This is a genomic window from Microbacterium sp. AC035 (genome assembly GCF_979258485.1).
On record NZ_OZ409858.1, the window covers coordinates 53,363 to 72,260 of the forward strand.

The 18,898-nt window shown below is 67.7% G+C and carries 13 protein-coding genes; 4 read left to right on the plus strand and 9 right to left on the minus strand.

Going from position 1 to position 18,898, the window contains the following annotated elements:
* Positions 1–35 precede the first annotated feature (35 nt).
* On the plus strand, positions 36–1,145 hold the full coding sequence (locus ACZ0AA_RS00235; RefSeq protein WP_463511812.1) for a LacI family DNA-binding transcriptional regulator: 1,110 nt from the start codon (positions 36–38) through the stop codon (positions 1,143–1,145).
* 13 nt (positions 1,146–1,158) lie between these two features.
* Here the strand turns inward: ACZ0AA_RS00235 and ACZ0AA_RS00240 are convergent, their stop codons facing one another.
* From ACZ0AA_RS00240 to ACZ0AA_RS00270, 7 genes are all read right to left on the minus strand, one after another.
* On the minus strand, positions 1,159–2,592 hold the full coding sequence (locus ACZ0AA_RS00240) for a GH1 family beta-glucosidase (RefSeq protein WP_463511813.1): 1,434 nt from the start codon (positions 2,590–2,592) through the stop codon (positions 1,159–1,161).
* Positions 2,589–4,823, minus strand: a complete 2,235-nt coding sequence (gene yicI / locus ACZ0AA_RS00245; protein ID WP_463511814.1) for an alpha-xylosidase — start codon at positions 4,821–4,823, stop codon at positions 2,589–2,591. The genes ACZ0AA_RS00240 and yicI overlap by 4 nt, the downstream gene beginning before the upstream one ends.
* The gene (locus tag ACZ0AA_RS00250; RefSeq protein WP_400861732.1) at positions 4,823–5,710 is read right to left on the minus strand and encodes a carbohydrate ABC transporter permease; all 888 of its coding nucleotides are present in this window, start codon (positions 5,708–5,710) and stop codon (positions 4,823–4,825) included. Before ACZ0AA_RS00250 ends, yicI begins: the two co-directional genes overlap by 1 nt.
* On the minus strand, positions 5,710–6,675 hold the full coding sequence (locus ACZ0AA_RS00255) for a carbohydrate ABC transporter permease (protein WP_400864655.1): 966 nt from the start codon (positions 6,673–6,675) through the stop codon (positions 5,710–5,712). Before ACZ0AA_RS00255 ends, ACZ0AA_RS00250 begins: the two co-directional genes overlap by 1 nt.
* Before the next feature lie 58 nt (positions 6,676–6,733).
* On the minus strand, positions 6,734–8,041 hold the full coding sequence (locus ACZ0AA_RS00260; protein ID WP_400861730.1) for an ABC transporter substrate-binding protein: 1,308 nt from the start codon (positions 8,039–8,041) through the stop codon (positions 6,734–6,736).
* 124 nt (positions 8,042–8,165) lie between these two features.
* A complete protein-coding gene (locus tag ACZ0AA_RS00265; protein WP_463511815.1) occupies positions 8,166–9,179 on the minus strand; it encodes a LacI family DNA-binding transcriptional regulator in 1,014 nt (337 codons plus the stop codon).
* A gap of 210 nt (positions 9,180–9,389) precedes the next feature.
* Positions 9,390–9,848, minus strand: a complete 459-nt coding sequence (locus ACZ0AA_RS00270; protein WP_400861727.1) for a GNAT family N-acetyltransferase — start codon at positions 9,846–9,848, stop codon at positions 9,390–9,392.
* 180 nt (positions 9,849–10,028) lie between these two features.
* Between ACZ0AA_RS00270 and ACZ0AA_RS00275 the strand changes: the two genes are divergently transcribed.
* Positions 10,029–12,248, plus strand: a complete 2,220-nt coding sequence (locus ACZ0AA_RS00275; RefSeq protein ID WP_463511816.1) for an NADP-dependent isocitrate dehydrogenase — start codon at positions 10,029–10,031, stop codon at positions 12,246–12,248.
* Between the two features lie 109 nt (positions 12,249–12,357).
* Here ACZ0AA_RS00275 and ACZ0AA_RS00280 read toward each other — a convergent pair whose 3' ends face one another.
* Together ACZ0AA_RS00280 and ACZ0AA_RS00285 are read right to left on the minus strand one after the other, a co-directional pair.
* Positions 12,358–13,878, minus strand: coding sequence for a L,D-transpeptidase family protein (locus tag ACZ0AA_RS00280; RefSeq protein ID WP_463513802.1), 1,521 nt, complete (start codon positions 13,876–13,878; stop codon positions 12,358–12,360).
* A 96-nt stretch (positions 13,879–13,974) separates the two neighbouring features.
* Positions 13,975–14,382 carry a RidA family protein gene (locus ACZ0AA_RS00285; RefSeq protein WP_463511817.1) on the minus strand — a complete coding sequence of 136 codons (408 nt, stop codon included), beginning with the start codon at positions 14,380–14,382 and terminating at the stop codon, positions 13,975–13,977.
* Between the two features lie 25 nt (positions 14,383–14,407).
* Between ACZ0AA_RS00285 and ACZ0AA_RS00290 the strand changes: the two genes are divergently transcribed.
* Together ACZ0AA_RS00290 and ACZ0AA_RS00295 are read left to right on the plus strand one after the other, a co-directional pair.
* Positions 14,408–15,625 carry an alanine racemase gene (locus tag ACZ0AA_RS00290; protein WP_463511818.1) on the plus strand — a complete coding sequence of 406 codons (1,218 nt, stop codon included), beginning with the start codon at positions 14,408–14,410 and terminating at the stop codon, positions 15,623–15,625.
* Positions 15,616–18,870, plus strand: coding sequence for a family 20 glycosylhydrolase (locus ACZ0AA_RS00295; RefSeq protein WP_463511819.1), 3,255 nt, complete (start codon positions 15,616–15,618; stop codon positions 18,868–18,870). The genes ACZ0AA_RS00290 and ACZ0AA_RS00295 overlap by 10 nt, the downstream gene beginning before the upstream one ends.
* Positions 18,871–18,898: the final 28 nt, after the last annotated feature.

Here is an 18,898-nt window from a genome sequence, read left to right on the forward strand (position 1 = left end):
CCGCGTCCGGCGTGCGTCTCGAGCGTGCACGATCCGTGCTGATCCCGACCGCACCGATCCTCCCGTCGGGCAGAATGGGGGAGGAGGTGGTCGAGGTGGCGCGAGTGACGCTCAAGACGATCGCGGAGCACGTGGGCGTGAGCCGCATGACTGTCTCGAACGCCTTCTCCCGGCCCGACCAGCTCTCCGAAGAGCTTCGCGCACGGATCCTGAGCGCTGCGGACGACCTGGGCTATGCGGGTCCGGATCCGGCGGCACGCGCGCTCGCCCGTGGACGCACCGGGGTGATCGGCATGGTGCTGACGAGCTCACCACGAGACGCCTTCACGGACGATGTCGCCGTCGGCTTCGTCCGGGCGGTCGCCGGTTCGCTCGCCGATGCCGGGTACTCGCTCGTGCTGCTGCACTCCTCCGGGGACAACGGGGTGGTGCCGGCGCGGGACATCGCCATGGACGGCGCCATCGTCTACTCCTGCGCTCCGGCGATGTCGGCGTTCGCCGCTCTGCGAGAGCGGCGACTGCCGATCGTGAACGTCGAGGGCTCGCCTCTCCCCGGGGTGCCGGATATCGGCATCGACAACTCCGCAGGCGCCTACCAGGCGGCGCAGCATCTGGTAGACCTGGGCCACACCCGCATCGCGATCGTCGTCGATGCGCTCGACGCAGACAACGTTCCGTCGTCCGCCCTCACGCTCGACACCGCGTCGTCCACCATCGCCGGAAGACTGGACGGATGGATGCGAGCGCTCGACCAGGCTGGAGTGGATCCGACGGTCGTCGGGACTTCCGGCCTCGCGATCGATGACACGCTGCGTGACCGCATCGACCGGATGCTCGATGATCCCCCGACCGCTGTCCTGGCATTCTCCGACCTGGCGGCGCTCGAGGTCATGGAGCGAGCGAGGGATCGGGGCATCGCCGTCCCCGAGCAGCTGTCGGTCGTCGGTTTCGATGACAATCCGCTGGCCGCACGTGTTTCTCCGGCGCTGACGACCGTTCGCCAGGACATCGATGCCAAGGGGGAGGCGGCAGTACAGGCTCTGCTCCGCTTGATGCGGGAGGACGCCGTGGAATCTCCGCCGCGGCTCCCCACGGAACTCGTGGTCAGGGCATCCACCACGCATCCGCGCAGCCGCCCCGCCTGATCGCTCAGTGCGGTCAGGCCCGCACGGTCCGTGACGCGATCAGCCGCCTGTACCAGTGCCCCGAGTCCTTGACGGTGCGTTCGAGCGAGTCGAAGTCCACGCGCACGATGCCGAACCTCTTGGCGTAGCCGTAGCCCCACTCGAAGTTGTCGAGCAGCGACCACACGAAGTAGCCCCGCAGGTCGACACCCCGCTGGATCGCACGATGAGCGGCGGTGAAGTGCCGTCGCAGGTAGTCGGTGCGCTGAGGATCCGGCACCGAGCCATCCGCTGCGACCTCGTCATCGAACGCGGCGCCGTTCTCGGTGACCATCAGCGGTTGCGCGGGGAACTGCTCCGACAGTGAGACGAGCAGCTCTTCGAGCCCTTCGGGTGCGATGTTCCACCCCATCGCAGTGTAGGGCGCCGGCTGCTCGACGAACTCGACCAGCTGATCGCTGCCTGGCCACGCCGTGCCTCCGGCCGTGCCCTTGTGCCCGTCGTTCTGCTGCTTCTCCGACACCCCGTCCCACAGCCTCACTGTCGCCGTGGAGTAGTAGTTCACTCCGAGCACATCGATCGGCTGATTGATGGTCGCGAGATCGCCGTCGTGCACGAACGACCAGTCCGTGACCGAGGCCGTGTCGTCGAGGAGGTCCGCGGGGTACTCCCCGCGCAGCATCGGGTGCGTGAAGGCACGGTTCGCCAGAGCGTCGATCCGGCGCATGGCCTCGTCCGCGCCGTCGCCGACACCACGCAGCACGTGGAAGTTCAGCGTCACCGAGTAGTCGGGGTCGCCGGTCGACGTGGAGCGGAGCGCCTGGATCGCGCGCCCGTGCGCGAGGTTCAGATGGTGCACGGCAGCCAGGGCAGAGGCCGGCTCATGGCGGCCCGGCGCGTGACCTCCCTGCCCGTATCCCAGATACGCCGAGCACCAGGGCTCGTTGAGCGTGGTCCAGGTGTGCACACGGTCGCCGAGCGCCGCGCCCATGATCGACGCGTATCGCTCGAACGCGTCTGTCGTCGATCGTGAGGTCCACCCGCCGGCATCCTCGAGGTACTGGGGAAGATCCCAGTGGTAGAGGGTGGCCACTGGTCGGATGCCGCGATCGAGCAGCCCGTCGACGAGACGAGAGTAGAAATCGATGCCCGCCTGGTTCACCGAACCGTCTGCCGTCGGCACGATCCGCGGCCAGGCGATCGAGAAGCGGTACGCCTGCAGTCCGAGTTCCGACATGAGATCGAGGTCTTCATCGACGCGGTGGTAGTGATCGCACGCCACGTCGCCGGTGTCGCCGTTCCACACCTTGCCCGGCGTCCGACTGAACGTGTCCCAGATCGACGGCGTCCTGCCGTCCTCGTCGGCTGCGCCCTCGATCTGGTACGACGCGGTCGCCGATCCGAACGTGAAGCCCTCGGGCAGCACGAGTCCGGATCCGCGGTAGTCATCGGCGGGGGAGAGAGTCACAGGGTCACCTCGGACAGGTCGGTTTCGTAGATCTTCTCACGGCCGTCCGGGGCCGTGACGGTCACCGACGTCGATCCCGATCCACCGGGGAACACCCGCAACTGAAGGCCGACGTGATAGTCGTAGTCCGGTCGGTCGGTGCGGGCTCCCCAGGGGAGCGCTGTGCCGGGTCGCACATACAGCGGAAGCGAGTCGAAGGAGTGCGTCTCGCGGCGCCAGCCGCCCCCCGTGACCGTCTCGCCGCTGAGCAGCGACGTCCACTCGCCCTCCGGCAGATAGAACTCCACGGCTCCGTCCTCCGAGAAGACGGGCGCGATGAGCAGGTCCGTGCCGAGCATGTACTGCCGGTCGAGGTACCCGACGGCCGGATCGTCGGGGAATTCCAGCTGCATCGGACGCATCACGGGCAGACCGGTTCTCGAGGCGATGATGCCCTGCTGATACAGATACGGCATGAGCTGCATCTTGAGGTGCGTGAATCGCCTCGTCACATCGACGGCCTCCTCGTCGAACGCCCACGGCACCCGATACGAACTGGAACCGTGGAAGCGCGAGTGCGAGCCGAGCAGACCGAAGGCCGTCCAGCGCTTGAACACGCCGGCATCCGGTGTGCCCTCGAACCCGCCGATGTCGTGGCTCCAGAAGGCGAAGCCGCTGAGTGCCAGCGAGAGCCCGCCACGCAGGGTCTCGGCCATCGATGCGTAGGTCGAGGTGGAGTCGCCGCCCCAATGTACCGGCATGCTCTGTCCGCCTGCGGTCGCCGAGCGTGCGAACAGCACGGCGTCGTCGGCGCCGCGCGCCTCGACGAGCACATCGTGGACCGCGCGGTTATAGAGATCGGTGTACAGGTTGTGCATCCGCTCGGGGTCGGAGCCGTCGGCCCAGACCACCTCGGTGGGGATGCGTTCGCCGAAATCCGTCTTGAAGCAGTCCACACCCTGCGCGATGAGGTCGCGGAGCTTGGACTGGTACCAGGCGGTCGCATCGGGGTTCGTGAAGTCGACGAGTCCCATCCCCGCCTGCCAGAGATCCCACTGCCAGACCGATCCGTCGGCCCGCCGCACGAGGAAGCCCTGATCCGAGGCCTCACGGAACAACGGCGAGCGCTGTGCGATGTACGGGTTGATCCATACGCAGACACGCAGGTCCTTGTCGTGCAGTCTCGACAGCATGCCCTCGGGGTCGGGGAACACGCGGGAATCCCAGACGAAGTCGGTCCAGTTGAACTCGCGCATCCAGAAGCAGTCGAAGTGGAACACCGACACGGGCAGCTCACGCGCTGCCATCTCGTCGATGAACGAGTTGACCGTCTGCTCGTCGTAGTCGGTCGTGAAGCTCGTCGACAGCCAGAGTCCGTACGACCAGGCGGGCACGACCGGCGGGCGACCGGTGAGAGCGGTGTACCGCCCCAGGACGTCCTTGGGTGTGGGACCCGCGAACACGAAGTACTCGAGCACCTCGCCCGATACCGAGAACTGCACGCGCTCGACCGACTCCGATCCGATCTCGTACGAGACGTGGCCGGGGTCGTTCACGAGCACGCCGTAGCCACGGTTGGACAGATGGAAGGGGATGCTCTTGTACGCCTGCTCGCTGGAGGTGCCGCCATCGGCGTTCCAGATGTCGACCGACTGGCCGTTCTTCACCAGCGGCCCGAAGCGCTCGCCGAGACCGTAGATCAGCTCGCCGACTCCGAGGTCGAGCTGCTCGTGCGCGAAGACCGCTCCGTTCGGGGTCGAGCCACCCTGGCGCGCATTGTCGACGATCCCGGCATCGACTTGCGCGTCCGGGGCGAGTCGCACGTATCCCTGGGCCTTGTGCCCGCTTCCGGTCACGCGCCTGCCGTCGACCTCGAACGCGAGATCCCAGGGTGCGCCGTGAGCGACGCGAGCCACGAGCGAGCCCGCGTCGAGGATGCCGCCAGCCTCGGTGATCGATACGGACGCCGCCCCGGAGCCTGCCCCGGGCAGATCGAACCCGCCGTGCCAGCGGCCACCTTCGTGATGCGCGATCCGCACCCGCACCACACCCTCGGCGGGGGAGGAGAGCGTCGTGGTCAGCACCGGACGGTTCAGGGTGTCGCCGCGTTTGGCGATCACCATGGTGGGCGCCGTGATCACGATGCCGGGGCCGTCGGGGGTGTCGGTGGTCTCGGCGATGTCGTAGGCCTCCTGCGCGTAGAGCGCGGTGACGCCCGGACGCAGTTGCCAGAACCCGTCGGTGAACTTCATTACTTGACTGCTCCTGCCGTGATGCCGCGTGTGAGGGTGCGCTGGAAGATGAGGAAGAAGATGAGCGTGGGGATGATGCCGAGGAGCGCCGAGGCACTGGTCGTCGTGACGTCCATCAGTCGATCGCCCTGCAGCACGCTGATCGCGACGGGGACCGTCTGGTTCGCGTTCGAGGCGAGGAAGGTCAGCGGGATGAGGAACTCGTTCCACGTCCAGATGAAGAAGAAGATGAGCAGCACCGACAGCGTGGGGCGGCTGATGGGGAAGACCACGCGCCAGAGGATCTGCCAGCGGCTCGCGCCGTCGAGCGAGGCGGCCTCGAGGATCTCCTTCGGGAACGTGCCGTAGACCGACGACAGCAGGTAGGTCCCGAAGGCCGCCTGGATCACGGTGAAGACGATGATGACCGACCACACGTTGTCGTACAGGCCGACGGACTTGAACATGTAGTACAGCGGGTAGAGCAGAGCCTCCTGCGGCAGCAGGTTCGCGAGCAGGAACAGCAGCACGATCCAGCTGCGCCCGCGGACGCGGCCGATCCCGATGGCGAAGGCGTTCAGCATCGAGATGACGACGGCGAGAACCGAGACGACACCCGCGATGAAGAGCGAGTTCCAGACCTTCTCGGGGAAGTTCACGCGCTCCCAGAACTTGATGATCCCGCCGAAGTCCAAGGTCTCGGGGAAGGCGAGAGGACCGGACGTCGCGTAGTCGACGGGGGACTTGAACGAGTTGACCAGCACGAGGTAGAACGGAGCGACGATGAGCAGCGCGCCGATCACGACGAGCGCGAGCATGAGCCAGTCGATCGGACGCTTCTTGGTCATTCCGCCGCGGGCGCGGGTCTTCTCCGGCTTGCCGGTGACGATGGCGGTGGTGGCGTGCATCAGAGACCCGCCCTTTCCTTGCGCTCGAGCGAGTTCTGCACGCGGATGAAGATGATCGACACGATCACCACGACGATGGTCAGTACGGTGGCGATGGTCGCGCCGTAACCGACGTTCCGCTTGGTGAAGAACTCCTGATAGGCGTAGTAAGCGGGCACCAGGGTGGCTCCGGCGGGGCCGCCGCGCGTGATGATGTACACGGGTCCGAAGACTTTGAGGGCGGCGATCGTGCAGGTGAGCGTGACGACGAAGATCTCTGGGCGGATGATGCTCATCGTGATCGCGGTGAAGCGCTGCAGCCAGTTCGCGCCGTCGAGCTCCGCGGCTTCGTAGAGCTCTGGGTCTACGCGCTGAAGCGCCGCCATGAAGACGACGACGGGGTAGCCGAGCTGCACCCACACCATGACGACCATCAGCACGATGAGGGCCGAGGGCATCTGGCCGAGCCAGTCGTAGGCGGGGATGCCGAACCATCCGAGGATCTGGTTCAGCGCCCCGTCGCCACCCGGCCGGACGATCCAGCCGATCACGATGCCGGCGACGGCGATCGGGAGGATCTGGGGGAGGTAGTACGTCGCTCGCAGGAAGCTGCCCACCTTGCCCCCGAACTTGCGCCCGACGACGTCGAAGAGCAGCGCAGCGACGATCAGTCCGACGATCGTCGGGACGACGACCATGGCGATGATCATCCACACCGAGTTCGTGAATGAGGTCCAGAAGTCGCTGTCGGTGAGGATCTTCTGCCAGTTCTCGAGACCGATGAACTCCGGTGTGCGGACGCCCTTCCACTTCGTGAAGGTCAGATACACGTTCCAGATCAGCGGGACGATGACGACGACGAGGAGCAGGACGAAGCCCGGGAGCAGGTACATCCAGTAGGCCCCGGTCCCACCGCTGCGCTGCGGGATCGACGGCTCTTCGGGCGGCAGCTTCGTGCGGCCCTCGCGGCGGGTGACGAGTGACATGTTCATCTCCAGGAGGATGCGGGGGCGACGCCGTGCGGCCGTCGCCCCCGCGAGCGGATCAACGGAATTCGGACGTGCCCTCGTCGTACTGCTCGCCGAGGTTCGTGTTCGTCGTCTCAGCGTCCTGTGTGCCGGTTATGAGGCCCTGGAGCTCCTGCACGATCACGTCGTAGAACCCGGGAGCGGGCCAGTCCGGGTAGAAGGCGAGACCGTCGGCATCCAGCACGCCGTTGAACGTCTCGATCAGCGCCGCGCTCTTCTCGTCGGTGATGTCGGCCGTGTCGGCCGCGACCGGGAGGCCGCCGTTGTTGCCGATGATCGCCTGGATCTCCGGACGCATCGTGATGTCGATGAACTCGTAGGCGAGCTCCTTGTTCGCGGCGTTCTCGGGGACGACCCAGAGGTTGCCGGACGAGCCGAGCGAGAGGTCTGCGCCCGGGAAGGCGGTCATCGTCCAGTCGAAGCCGGTGGCCTCTGAGACGAAGCGGCCGAACCACCATGAGCCTGACACGAAGATCGGCGAGGTGCCGTTGATGAACGAGACGCCCGCATCCTCGGCCTTGACCGAGGAGACATCCGAGGCGATGTAGCCCTTGTCGACGTACTCCTTGAGTGTCTCGGAGGCGGCGGTGACCTCAGGGCCCTGCCAGTCGACCTCGCCGTCGTAGAGCTGGTAGGCGTCTACGAATTCGCGGTCGCCTTCGAGCAGCGCGAGCTGATACCAGAGTTGTCCGAGGGGATACTCGGCGCCGGCCTCGGCGAGCGGGGTGACGCCCTGCGCGACGAATGCGTCGAGCACGTCGACGAACTCCTCGTAGGTGGTGGGGATCTCCAGTCCCGCCGCGGCGAAGGCATCCTGGTTGTAGTACACGCCGACGAACTCGCCGTAGTTCGGGACGCCGAACCAGGTGTCGCCGCCCATCACGCCGTCTTCCGAGTACTTCGCGGTGGTCTGGAGCGAGGGGGCGAGTTTCTCGTCCCATCCGTACTCGTCGACGGCATCGGAGATGTCGGTGATCAGGCCCGTGGAAGCCAGGAACCCCGCCGTCGCATTGCCCTTGTTGAACTCCATGAGGTCGGGGGCAGCGTCCGTGTCGAGCACCTGGCTGGCGGTCTTCTGGATCTGCTCGAAGGACTTCTCCTCGAACTCGACGGTGGCTCCGGTCTCCTCTTCGAAGATCGCGATCGCCTCGTCCCAGGCCTTGCCCATGGCGCTGTCCGCGCCCTCGTAATGCCAGAGCTTGAGGGTGTCTCCGTCGCCGCCCTCGTCTGCGGAACCGGCGGTGCAGCCGCTCAGAGCGATTCCTGTCGCGGTGAGCGCGGCGAGAGCCGCCAGCGTCTTCGTCCTGCGGGTGGTGCGTGCCATCGTCGGCACTCCTTTCTCAGTGGCCCTGGGGCCGGACACATCAATGGGTCGGGTGTTCAGTTGTGATCAGGCAGTCGTCGAAGCGTTTCGATGACCGCGATGCGGGCGCGATCTCCGCGCGCGGTCACTCTCGAGCGGGAGCGACCGAGCCGGCGGAGTGGTACTCGGGAGGAATGAGGTGGATCTGGGCGGGCGTGCCCCGTTCTTCCAGATGTCGCACGGCGAGATCGACGGCGAGCTCGCACGACTTCTGCGGCACGAGCGGAATCGTGTCGATCGGCACCGCGAGCGAGGAGGTGTCGAACGATGCGGCTGCCGAGATCACCGACACGTCGTAGCCCACCGTCAGCCCATGGGCCGCGATCGCCTCGAGAAGGGTCTCGTGGACGTCGCCGACGGCGTGAACGATGAACGCGCGGACGCCCCGACTCAATGCCAGCTCAGCAGAGGCGCGGACAGCGGCGATGTCGGTCGTCGTGTCGCCGGTCGTCGCCCAGTCGAGGTCGACTCCTCGCTGGGCCGCCCGATCCTGCACGCCGAGGAGCAGTCGTCGGGGGAAGTTCGACTTGCGGTACGAGACCTCCGTCTGGCCGAGCAGCGTGACGGACGTGTGACCGGCATCGGCCAGTCGATCCACCGCGAGATGGCCCGTGCCTTCGAAGTCGAGGTCGACGCACGTCAGACCGTGCGCGTCGTCCGGGATCCCGATGAAGACGCTCGGTGAGCGCAGGGACCGGGCGATGTCCGCGCGTTCGTCGTCCGGCGCGACGTCGAGCACGAGGATGGCGTCGACCAGGTTGCTCGCGGCGACCCGGTTCATCCCCTCGGATGCCTGCTCGTCGGTCAGGAGGAGGATGTCGTAGCCACGGCGACGGGCGGCCACCGCTGTCGCGAGCACGAAGGCCATGTGGGTCGGGGCGTGCGTATCCGCTCGCAGGGGCTCGGTGAGTCCGAAGATCTGCGTGCGGCGACCGGCCAGCATCCGTGCTCCGGCGTCGGGCTCGTAGCCGAGCGTCTGCACCGCGTCCTCGATGCGCCGACGCGTCTTCTCCGAGACCGGGCGCTTGCCGCTGAGCGCGTAGGAGACCGTGCTGATCGACACTCCGGCAGCCTCGGCCACCTCGTGAATCGTCGTCATCGGGACTCCATCGTCGCTGTCACTACTTCATCGAAGCGTTTCGCTTGTGCTTCCGAAAGCGATGATAGGCCGAGGCCGAGACTGCGCGCAACCCTTTTGTGGCTGCTCGCAACAAATTGGGCGCCAGGGTCGCGGGAGCGGTCCCACCACGGAACCGGAGAGGGCGACGGAGCCTCGATGGGGGAGGGGATTCGAGACCCCGCCGCCGGTCTACGAAGTGAGACGGATCTGGGCGATGACTTCGGAGTACTCGGTCTCGCCGACGGGCGTGAATCCGACGCGCAGGAAGAATGCCTCCGGGCCGTCTTCTCCGGCCTCGTAGATGACGTTGACATGGTCGAAGCCGCGGGTGCGGGCCTCTTCGAGCAGGCTCTCGACGGCGAAGCGGCCGACGCCCTTACCCTGGCCCTCGGCGTCGACGTTGATGCGCCAGAGCACCGAGCGGAAGTGCTCCTCCGGGGCCTCGGGGTCGAAGTTCGCGCTGACGAACCCGACGACCTGGTCGTCTTCGAGGACGACCCGCTGCCAGGAGGTCTGCGGGTTGATGACCGTCGCCGCGATGCCATAGGACACCGGAGCGAGGAACTGCTCCTGTCCGGGCTTGAGCGACAGGTTGTTCACGGCGACGATCGTCGCAGCGGAGAGTTCGACCATGCGCAGTTCGGACATAGTCACAGGCTAGCCCCTCGATGGGTCTCCGCGCAGAAACCCTCGACTTTCGTCAGGGGTGCACGCGCGCGGAATGCAGGAAGTCGATGTCCGCCCCACCTCCCGGCGAACGTGCGCCGGGAGCGCCTCAGGTATCTTGGTATCGAGACAAATCTGCCCTCGCGAACGGAGAACCTCCTGGTGACCGACGACGCCATCATCTACACGTACACGGACGAGGCTCCGGCACTCGCCACCGCCTCCCTCCTGCCGATCATCAAGGCCTACACGGGACAGGCGGGTATCGAGGTCGAGACCCGCGACATCTCGCTCGGCGGGCGCATCCTCGCGGCGTTCCCGCAGAAGCTCACGCCGGAGCAGCAGGTCGGCGATTCCCTCGCGGAGCTCGGTGGCCTCGCCACCCTGCCCGAGGCGAACATCATCAAGCTGCCGAACATCTCGGCCTCGATCCCGCAGCTCAAGGGTGCGATCGCCGAGCTGCAGGCTCAGGGCTACGACATCCCGGATTTCCCGGACGAGCCGTCCTCCCTCGAGGAGAAGGACGTCCGCGCGCGCTACGACCGCATCAAGGGCTCCGCGGTCAACCCGGTGCTCCGTGAGGGCAACAGCGACCGTCGCGCCCCGCTCGCGGTGAAGAACTACGCCAAGAAGCACCCGCACCGCAACAAGCCGTTCGCGGAGGGGTCCAAGACCCGCGTCGCCACGCTCGGTCACGACGACTTCAAGAACAACGAGCGCTCATGGGTCGCCGCCCATGACGACGTCCTGAGCTTCCGCCACACCGCCGCAGACGGCACCGTGACGATCCTCAAGGAGGGCCTCAAGGTCCTTCCGCGCGAGATCATCGACGCCACGTTCCTCTCGGCCGCGCACCTCGACGCCTTCCTCGCGGAGACGATGGAGACGGCGAAGAACGACGACATCCTCTACTCGGTGCACCTCAAGGCCACGATGATGAAGGTCAGCGACCCGATCATCTTCGGCCACGTCGTGAGGGTCTTCTTCAAGGATGTGTTCGCTCAGTACGGCGACAAGCTCGCTGAGGCAGGGCTCAACCCGAACGACGGTCTCGGCTCGATCCTCTCGGGCCTCAGCTCCGTCGCCGGCGGCGAAGAGATCGCCGCAGCCTTCGACCGCGCGCTCGCCGAGGGCCCGCGCGTCTCGTACGTGAACTCCGACAAGGGCATCACCAACCTGCACGTGCCCAGCGATGTGATCGTCGACGCCTCCATGCCCGCGCTCGTGCGCAACGGCGGCAAGCTGTGGGGCGAGGACGGCGGCGAAGCCGACACCCTCGCGGTCATCCCGGACTCGTCGTACGCGAGCGTCTACCAGGCCGTGATCGACGACGTGATCGCGAACGGCCCGCTCGACCCCGCCACGATCGGAACCGTGCCGAACGTGGGCCTCATGGCTCAGGCGGCTGAGGAGTACGGCAGCCACGACAAGACCTTCGAGATCGCCGCCCCCGGCACGGTGCAGGTCCTCGACAGCGAGGGCACCGTGCTGATCGAGCACGAGGTCGGCGCCGGCGACATCTGGCGCGCGACGCAGACGAAGCACATCCCGGTCATGGACTGGGTCAAGCTCGCCGTCACGCGTGCTCGCGCATCGGGCGTGCCCGCGGTGTTCTGGCTCGACGCGAACCGCTCGCACGACGCGCAGATCATCGCCAAGGTGCACCAGGGCCTCGCGACGCTCGACACCAAGGGCCTCACCATCACGATCCTCGCCCCCGAGGAGGCCACCCGCTACACGCTCGCGCGCATGCGTCACGGCCTCGACACGATCTCGGTGACCGGCAACGTGCTGCGTGACTACCTCACCGACCTGTTCCCGATCCTCGAGGTCGGCACCAGCGCCAAGATGCTCTCGATCGTCCCGCTGCTTGCAGGCGGAGGGCTGTTCGAGACCGGCGCCGGCGGCTCCGCACCCAAGCATGTGCAGCAGCTGGTGGAGGAGAACTACCTGCGCTGGGATTCCCTGGGCGAGTTCTTCGCGCTGGCCGCTTCACTGGAGCACTTCGCGGACCGCACCGGAAACGAGAAAGCGCGCGTCCTCGCCGAGACGCTGGATGCGGCGACCGGCACCTTCCTCGAAGAGGACCGCTCGCCGGGGCGCGCCCTCGGTACGATCGACAACCGCGGCAGCCACTTCTACCTGGGCCTGTACTGGGCTCAGGAGCTGGCGAACCAGACGAAGGATGCCGAGCTCGCAGCATCGTTCGCTCCGATCGCCGCCACGCTCGCGGAGAATGAGCAGAAGATCGTCTCCGAGCTCAACGCGGTGCAGGGCAAGCCCGTCGAGATCGGCGGCTACTACCGCCCCGACGACGCACTGGTCGAAGCCGTCATGCGCCCGTCCACGACGCTGAACGGCATCGTCGACGCACTGAGCTGACACGGATGAACGAAGGAGGGGCCGGATGCGTGAGCATCCGGCCCCTCCTTCGTCGTTCTCCCCGAGTCTGTCGCGGGAGGCGTACCGCCCGCTCAGCCGGGGACGAAGCTCAGTAGTGGACCGCGACCTCGAGGCCGACAGGGGACCATTCGTAGACGTACTTGGCGACGTCGATCGGCATGTTCACGCAACCGTGGCTGCGGGGGTTGCCGAAGTCGTTGTGCCAGTAGGTGCCGTGGAAGCCCTCGTCGCCGTTGAAGTACGTGACCCAGGGGACGTTCGGCGTCTCGGTGATCGACCCGTCCGGTTCGCGGCTCTTCATCGTCTGCTCGCGCACATGCGCGTACACCCTGAAGTTGCCGGTGTCGGTGGGCGTCGCGCTCTTGCCCGAGGAGATCGCCCACGAACGGACGACTGCGCCGTTCTCGATGAGGGTCGCCGTCTGGGAGCTCAGGTCGACATCGATCTTGCGCACCAGGTTGACCGATTCGAACGGGGTCTCGGCGACTTCGATCGGGAAGACGCCCTCTCCGGCCTCCACCTTCGCAGCGACATCGGATGCGAGGGTCGAGGTGTCGCCGATCGTGCGGCCGTTGGTGCCTTCGGCGACGGTGCGGAGCACTTTGCCGGCCGAGTCGACGATGTTCGTCGCGTTGACAGGGGCGCGATCGACGGCAGCGGGAAGGGAGTCGATCGTCGTCTGGATCGCCGCCTCGTCTGCGACGATGCTCAGCTCACCCTCGTCGTCCACGACCGAGAACCAGGTCGATGCGGTGGCCGGGTCGACGGGGACAGTGCGCTCTTCGCCGATGTAGAAGCCGATCGAGCCGAGCATCGTGTTCAGCGAGGTGGCGAAGGTCGTGGCGTCCTCGTCGGTGACGGCGGGGGCGGCTTCGGCCGGACCGCCGGAGAACTCGAGGCTCTTGCCGCCATCCGCGATCGTGGCGACGATGGCGGCGGTGAGGCCGTCGACGTCGACGGCAGTGCCCGTCGCCGACGGCGTGATCGCATAGCCACCGCCTGCGGCGTCGAAGACGACGCCGGCGTCGACCGGATCTTCGAAGCTCGTCGGCACTGCCTCGCGCAGTGCGGACTCCGCTGTGGCGGGGTCGATGGTGATGTCGGCGGCGACGGGTTCGCCCATCCAGGCGCCGATGTTCCAGAGCGGTCGCTCGGCGAAGGCCTGGTCGGCGAGTGCGTCCGCGTCGATCGCGGCCCCCAGGTCGGCTCCGGTCAGCACGACGTCGTCGCCGGCTCCGGTGAGAGTGACTTCGGTCTCGGCGACGTGACTCTGAATGGTGTCGGCGGCGGCTCCGGGCGTGAGCCAGCCGACGGGGATCCCGGCAACCGTGGTGCCAGGGGCGATCAGGATCATCGATGCGGCGCCTGCGCCGATGGCGAGGGCCCCGACGCCGAGGCCGATCCACAGGCCGAGACGCTTCTTCTTGGGGGCGGGCTCGTTCGGTGCCCAGGCGAGTTGCTGGTCGCCGCTGCTCGGCGGCTGGGAGTCTGTGGGTGCGTCACCGGAGCCGGCGGGCGCGACGGTCTGCAGCTGGTCACCGGAGGCGGTCGCCTCGGTCAGCTTCTCGGTCTTCGCATCCTGCGCTGAGATCAGATCGGTCACGAACATCACCCCCCGGTTTCTCACGTGTCCTTACCGATATGCTACGCGATCGCGTATAACGGGGAGGCAACGGTCCGTGGACCTGTGGAAACGGTGCTCGCGTCAGTCGGTGACGACCGCGAGGCCGTCGATCTCGACAAGCATCTCCTCGCGCGGGAGGCCCGTGAACACGGTGGTGCGCGACGGCAGGACGCCGCTGGGCGTGTGCGCGGTCACGAAGGCGCCGTATGCGTCGTTCATGATCGCGAAGTCCTCTCGCTTGGTCAGATACACGCGCAGCATGACCACATCCTCGAACGTCGCACCCGAGGCCTCGACGATCGCCTTGACGTTCTCGAGGGTGCGCGTGGTCTGAGCCGCGACATCGCCCGGGAAGAGATACTCGTTCGTCTCGGGATCGACGGGGCCCTGCCCGGAGACCTGCACGATCGGCCCCTTGCGGATGCCCTGCGAGAACGTGTGGGCGGGGGCGGGGGCGGCGTCGGTCGACACTCGGATCTTCGCGGTCATGATCCCAGCCTAGTAGCCTTGTTAGATGCCTCTACAAATCCCGGATCCTGTTCTCGGCACCTGGGCGAAGGGTTTCCCTCCGCGATCCGCGGGGCTCCGACTCTCGGAGGTCGCCGGGGCGGGGCTGCACGTGTCCGACCTCGTGACTCCGGTGCTGACAGTCCATGAGGCAGCGCTCGTGCACAACGAATCGACCGTCTTCGCGTGGGCGGCGGAACAGGGCGTCCTCCTCGCTCCGCATGGCAAGACCACGATGGCGCCGGCGCTCTGGCAGCGGCTGCTCGATGCGGGGGCGTGGGGCATCTCGGTCGCGACGCCGTGGCAGGCCGAGGTCGCTGTCGAGGCAGGGGTCTCCACCGTGCTCATCGCGAACTCGGTCACCGATGGAGCCGCGGCACGTCATCTGGGCGAACTGCTCGCTGCGGATCGCGATCTCCGGATTCTGTGCTGGGCCGACTCCGTAGGTACCGTCGGCATCCTCGCAGACGCTCTCTCGGGCGCCGATCGCGAGCTCGACGTGCTCGTCGAGCTCGGTGGCAGGGGAGGTCGCACCGGTGCACGCAGCGTCGAGGAGGGCGAGCGCATCGCCCAGGCGATCCTCGCGGCACCCGGTCTCCGGCTCGCCGGCGTCACGGGGTACGAGGGTCCTTTCGGTCCCGACCGGGGAGACGAGTCGATCGCTGCGGTCGACGCGTACCTGTCGACGTTGGTCGAACTGCACCGGCGTCTCGCATACTCGCCCGGCGTGCGCCCCGTGCTCAGCGCAGGGGGCAGCGCGTTCCCCGACCGAGCGGCGGCGATACTGGCCCCGCACCGGGGCGATGCCGACATCGTGCTGCGGTCGGGGGCGTTCCAGATCCATGACGACGGCTTCTACTCGCGCATGTCGCCGTTCGGACCGTTGACATCCACGGAGCGGCTGCGGTCCGCCATGCACGCCTGGTCGCGTGTCGTATCCCAGCCCGAGGAGAGACTCGCGCTCCTGGACGCGGGGCGCCGCGACGTGCCGTTCGACCTCGACCTGCCCGTGCCCCAATCGGTCGGCGGGCGGATCACTGCGCTCAATGATCAGCACGCGTTCCTCGATCTCGCTGACGGGGCAGAGGTCGCTGTGGGCGACGTCGTGCGGCTCGGGCTGTCGCACCCGTGCACTGCCTTCGACAAGTGGCGTGTGGTGGCCGTGATCGACGACCCTGATGCCGCCGATCCGCGTGTGATCGGAGCGGTGGCGACATGCTTCTGAGCGCCGAGAAGCCCGTGCGGGTGTACCGAGGCGCCACGGTGGTCGACGGAACCGGCGCAGAGAGGTTCGTCGCCGATGTCGCCGTCGAGGGATCGCGGATCGTGGCAGTGATCCGCGAAGGCGACGGGACCGATCTGGAGCTGCCGGCGGATGCGGTGGAGATCATCGCCGCGGGGCGGGTTCTCGCGCCCGGGTTCATCGACATGCATGCGCACAGTGAGCTGGCCGTGCTGCAGGGCGCAGCGCACGACGCCAAGATCCTGCAGGGCGTAACGACGGAGGTGCTGGGCCAGGACGGACTCGGCTACGCGCCGCTCGACGATGCGACGGCAACTGTGATCCCCGCTCAGATCGCCGGCTGGAACGGCACGCCGTCCGCCGTTCCATGGCGTTCGATGAACGACCTCCTCGACGCGATCGACAGGGTCTCGGTGGGCAACGCCGCCGTTCTGGTGCCGCAGGGCAACCTGCGGATGATGGTCGTGGGTCACGAGAACCGCGCGGCCACCCGCGAGGAGATCGCGGCGATGTCCGACATTCTCGGCGAGGCCCTCGACGCGGGGGCGTTCGGAATGTCGAGCGGACTGACCTACACCCCGGGGATGTATGCCGACACCGCCGAGCTGGAGGCACTCTGCCGCGTCGTCGCAGAACGCGGTGGATACTGGGCACCGCACACCCGGAGCTACGGCGGCGGAGCCCTGGACGCCTATCGTGAGGCCCTCGGCATCGGTCGCCGCACGGGGTGTCCGATCCATCTGACGCACGCGACGATGAACTTCGCACCGAACCGCGGGCGGGCGGCGGAGCTGCTGGCACTCGTCGACGAGGCACTCGAGGACGGCGTCGACGTCACTCTCGACACCTACCCCTATCTTCCCGGCGCCACGACCCTTGCGGCGCTGCTGCCGAGCAGGCTCGCAGAGAGCGGAGACCTGCTGGCGACCATCGCCGCTCTCGATGAGGGAGGGCGCGAGGCCGTGCGCGTCGAGCTCGAGGAGACCGGCTGCGACGGATTCCACGGTGAACGCGCAGACTGGTCGGCGATCCAGATCTCCGGCACCTCCTCGCCCGCGCTCGCAGACCTCGTAGGGCGCACCGTCGACGAGATCGCCTCGACGTCAGGCAGACGCGCCGTCGACGTCGTGCTGGACACGATTCTCGCGGACGGCGGTGCGACCGGCATCCTGATGCACATCGGCGACGAGGACAACGTCCGCGCGATCATGCGGCACCCGCGGCACTGTGGCGGCAGCGACGGCATCCTGATCGGTGCGCGACCTCATCCGCGGGGTCGGGGAACCTTCCCTCGCTATCTCGGGCACTACGTGCGTGAGCTCGGGGTCCTCTCCCTCGAACAGGCCGTTCGGCATCTCTCCGGCACGCCGGCGATGCGGCTGGGCCTCGACCGCGGCGACGCACCACGCGGCGTGATCCGCGAGGGCGCGACAGCCGATCTGGTGCTGTTCGATCCCGAGACCGTCGCGGCCGGCGCGACGTTCGATGCACCGCACCGGGCGCCGATCGGGATCGACGAGGTGCTCGTCGGCGGTGTGCCGGTGGTGATCGCGGGGCGCGTGTCCGGCGAGACCCCCGGCAGTGCTCTGACGATGACTCCCGCAGCGCATCGCGCGCCCGTCCCGGACATCCGCTCGGTGATCGACCCGGCCGCTGCGCCCTTCGACTGGACGGTCCGCACGCCCGTCATCGCTCCTGCTGCACTCGCCGGGAGCGCGTCCCGTCTCGGCGGACCTCCCGAGGAATCGGACTCGACCCCCGCGATCACGCTGCGCATCGACGAGTCTCTCGCCGACGAGCCGTTCGCCCGAGAGCGGGTGGGCGACGAAGCCTTCCGGGTGACGGTCGTCGCCCAGGGGATCGACGTCACCGGTGCCGGCCCGGCAGGTGTGTTCCGAGGCGTCACCCTGCTGAGGCAGTTGCGCGAACCGGGCGCTGATCGAGCTCGGATCCCCGCGGGGGTCTGGGAGTCCGCGCCCGCCTACGCCTGGCGGGGAGTGATGCTCGACGTCGCACGGCACTTCCGCCCCGTCGAGGATCTCGAGCGACTGGTCGATCTGATGGCCGACCATCACCTCACGCACCTGCACCTGCACCTCACCGACGATCAGGGGTGGCGCTTCGAGGTGCCGGGGTTCCCGCGTCTGACCGAAGTGGGCGCTCGCCGCGGGGAGACGCAGCGGGGCCACGGGCCTCGGGCGACGGTCGAGACAGGGCTGCACGAGGGGCACTACACAGATGCCCAGCTGCGCGGCCTGGTCGCCTACGCTGCCGAGAGATTCGTGACGGTCGTGCCGGAGGTCGAGTTGCCAGGGCACATCCAGGCCGGGCTCGCCGCCTATCCCGAGCTCGGCAACACGGACGTGGGCGAGCCCGTCGTCGCACCGTGGTCACGTTTCGGAGTGAACCCGCGGACGCTTGCGCCGACGGATGACGCTCTCGCTTTCGGGCGAGCCGCGATCGACGCGCTCTGCGACCTCTTCGAGTCGCCGTGGATCGGCATCGGGGGTGACGAGGTCCCGGTGACGGAGTGGGCCGAGAGCGCGGTGGCGCGCGAGCGGATGCGCGAGCTCGGTCTCGCGACTCCGCATGACGTGCAGCCGTGGTTCACGAGTCAGTTCGTGGCGCACGTCCGCAGCCGCGGACGCACAGCCCTCGCCTGGGACGAGGTGCTCGAGGGCGACGTCCCCGACGGGGTGCAGGTCCTCGCCTGGCGCGGCCCTGTCGCCATGCGGGAGGCGCTGCGGCGTGGCATTCCCGTGATCGCGTGTCCCGACCTCGAGGTGTATCTCGACTATCCCCAGTCGGAGTCGGGGGAGGAGCCGATCCGGGTGGGGCCGCCACTGCCGATCGAGCGTGCATATGCGCTGCGCGTCGAGGACGGCGCGTCCGGTGGGCAGGCCAACGTGTGGACCGAGCACCTCCCGACGAGAGACCGAGTCGACTTCGCCATGTTCCCCCGTCTCGCGGCGATCGCCGAGCGGCTGTGGGATGGTGGCGATCCCCCCGAGTACGAGGAGTTCGCCCGCAGGCTCCCGACCCACCTCAGACGCCTCACCGCGTCGGGGGTGCGGTATCGTCCTCTCGACGGTCCGACGCCGGCGCAGAGGCGTCCTGGAGTGCCGGGGAAGCCTCTCACTCGAGAGGCGCGAGAGGAGATCGTGGCCGGCCTCGTGGAGGGCTTGACCGGGCCTCGCAGCACCCCAGACGGGGTACTCTCGGCATAATGTAACGTTTCCGTAACCCTCCCTGTGC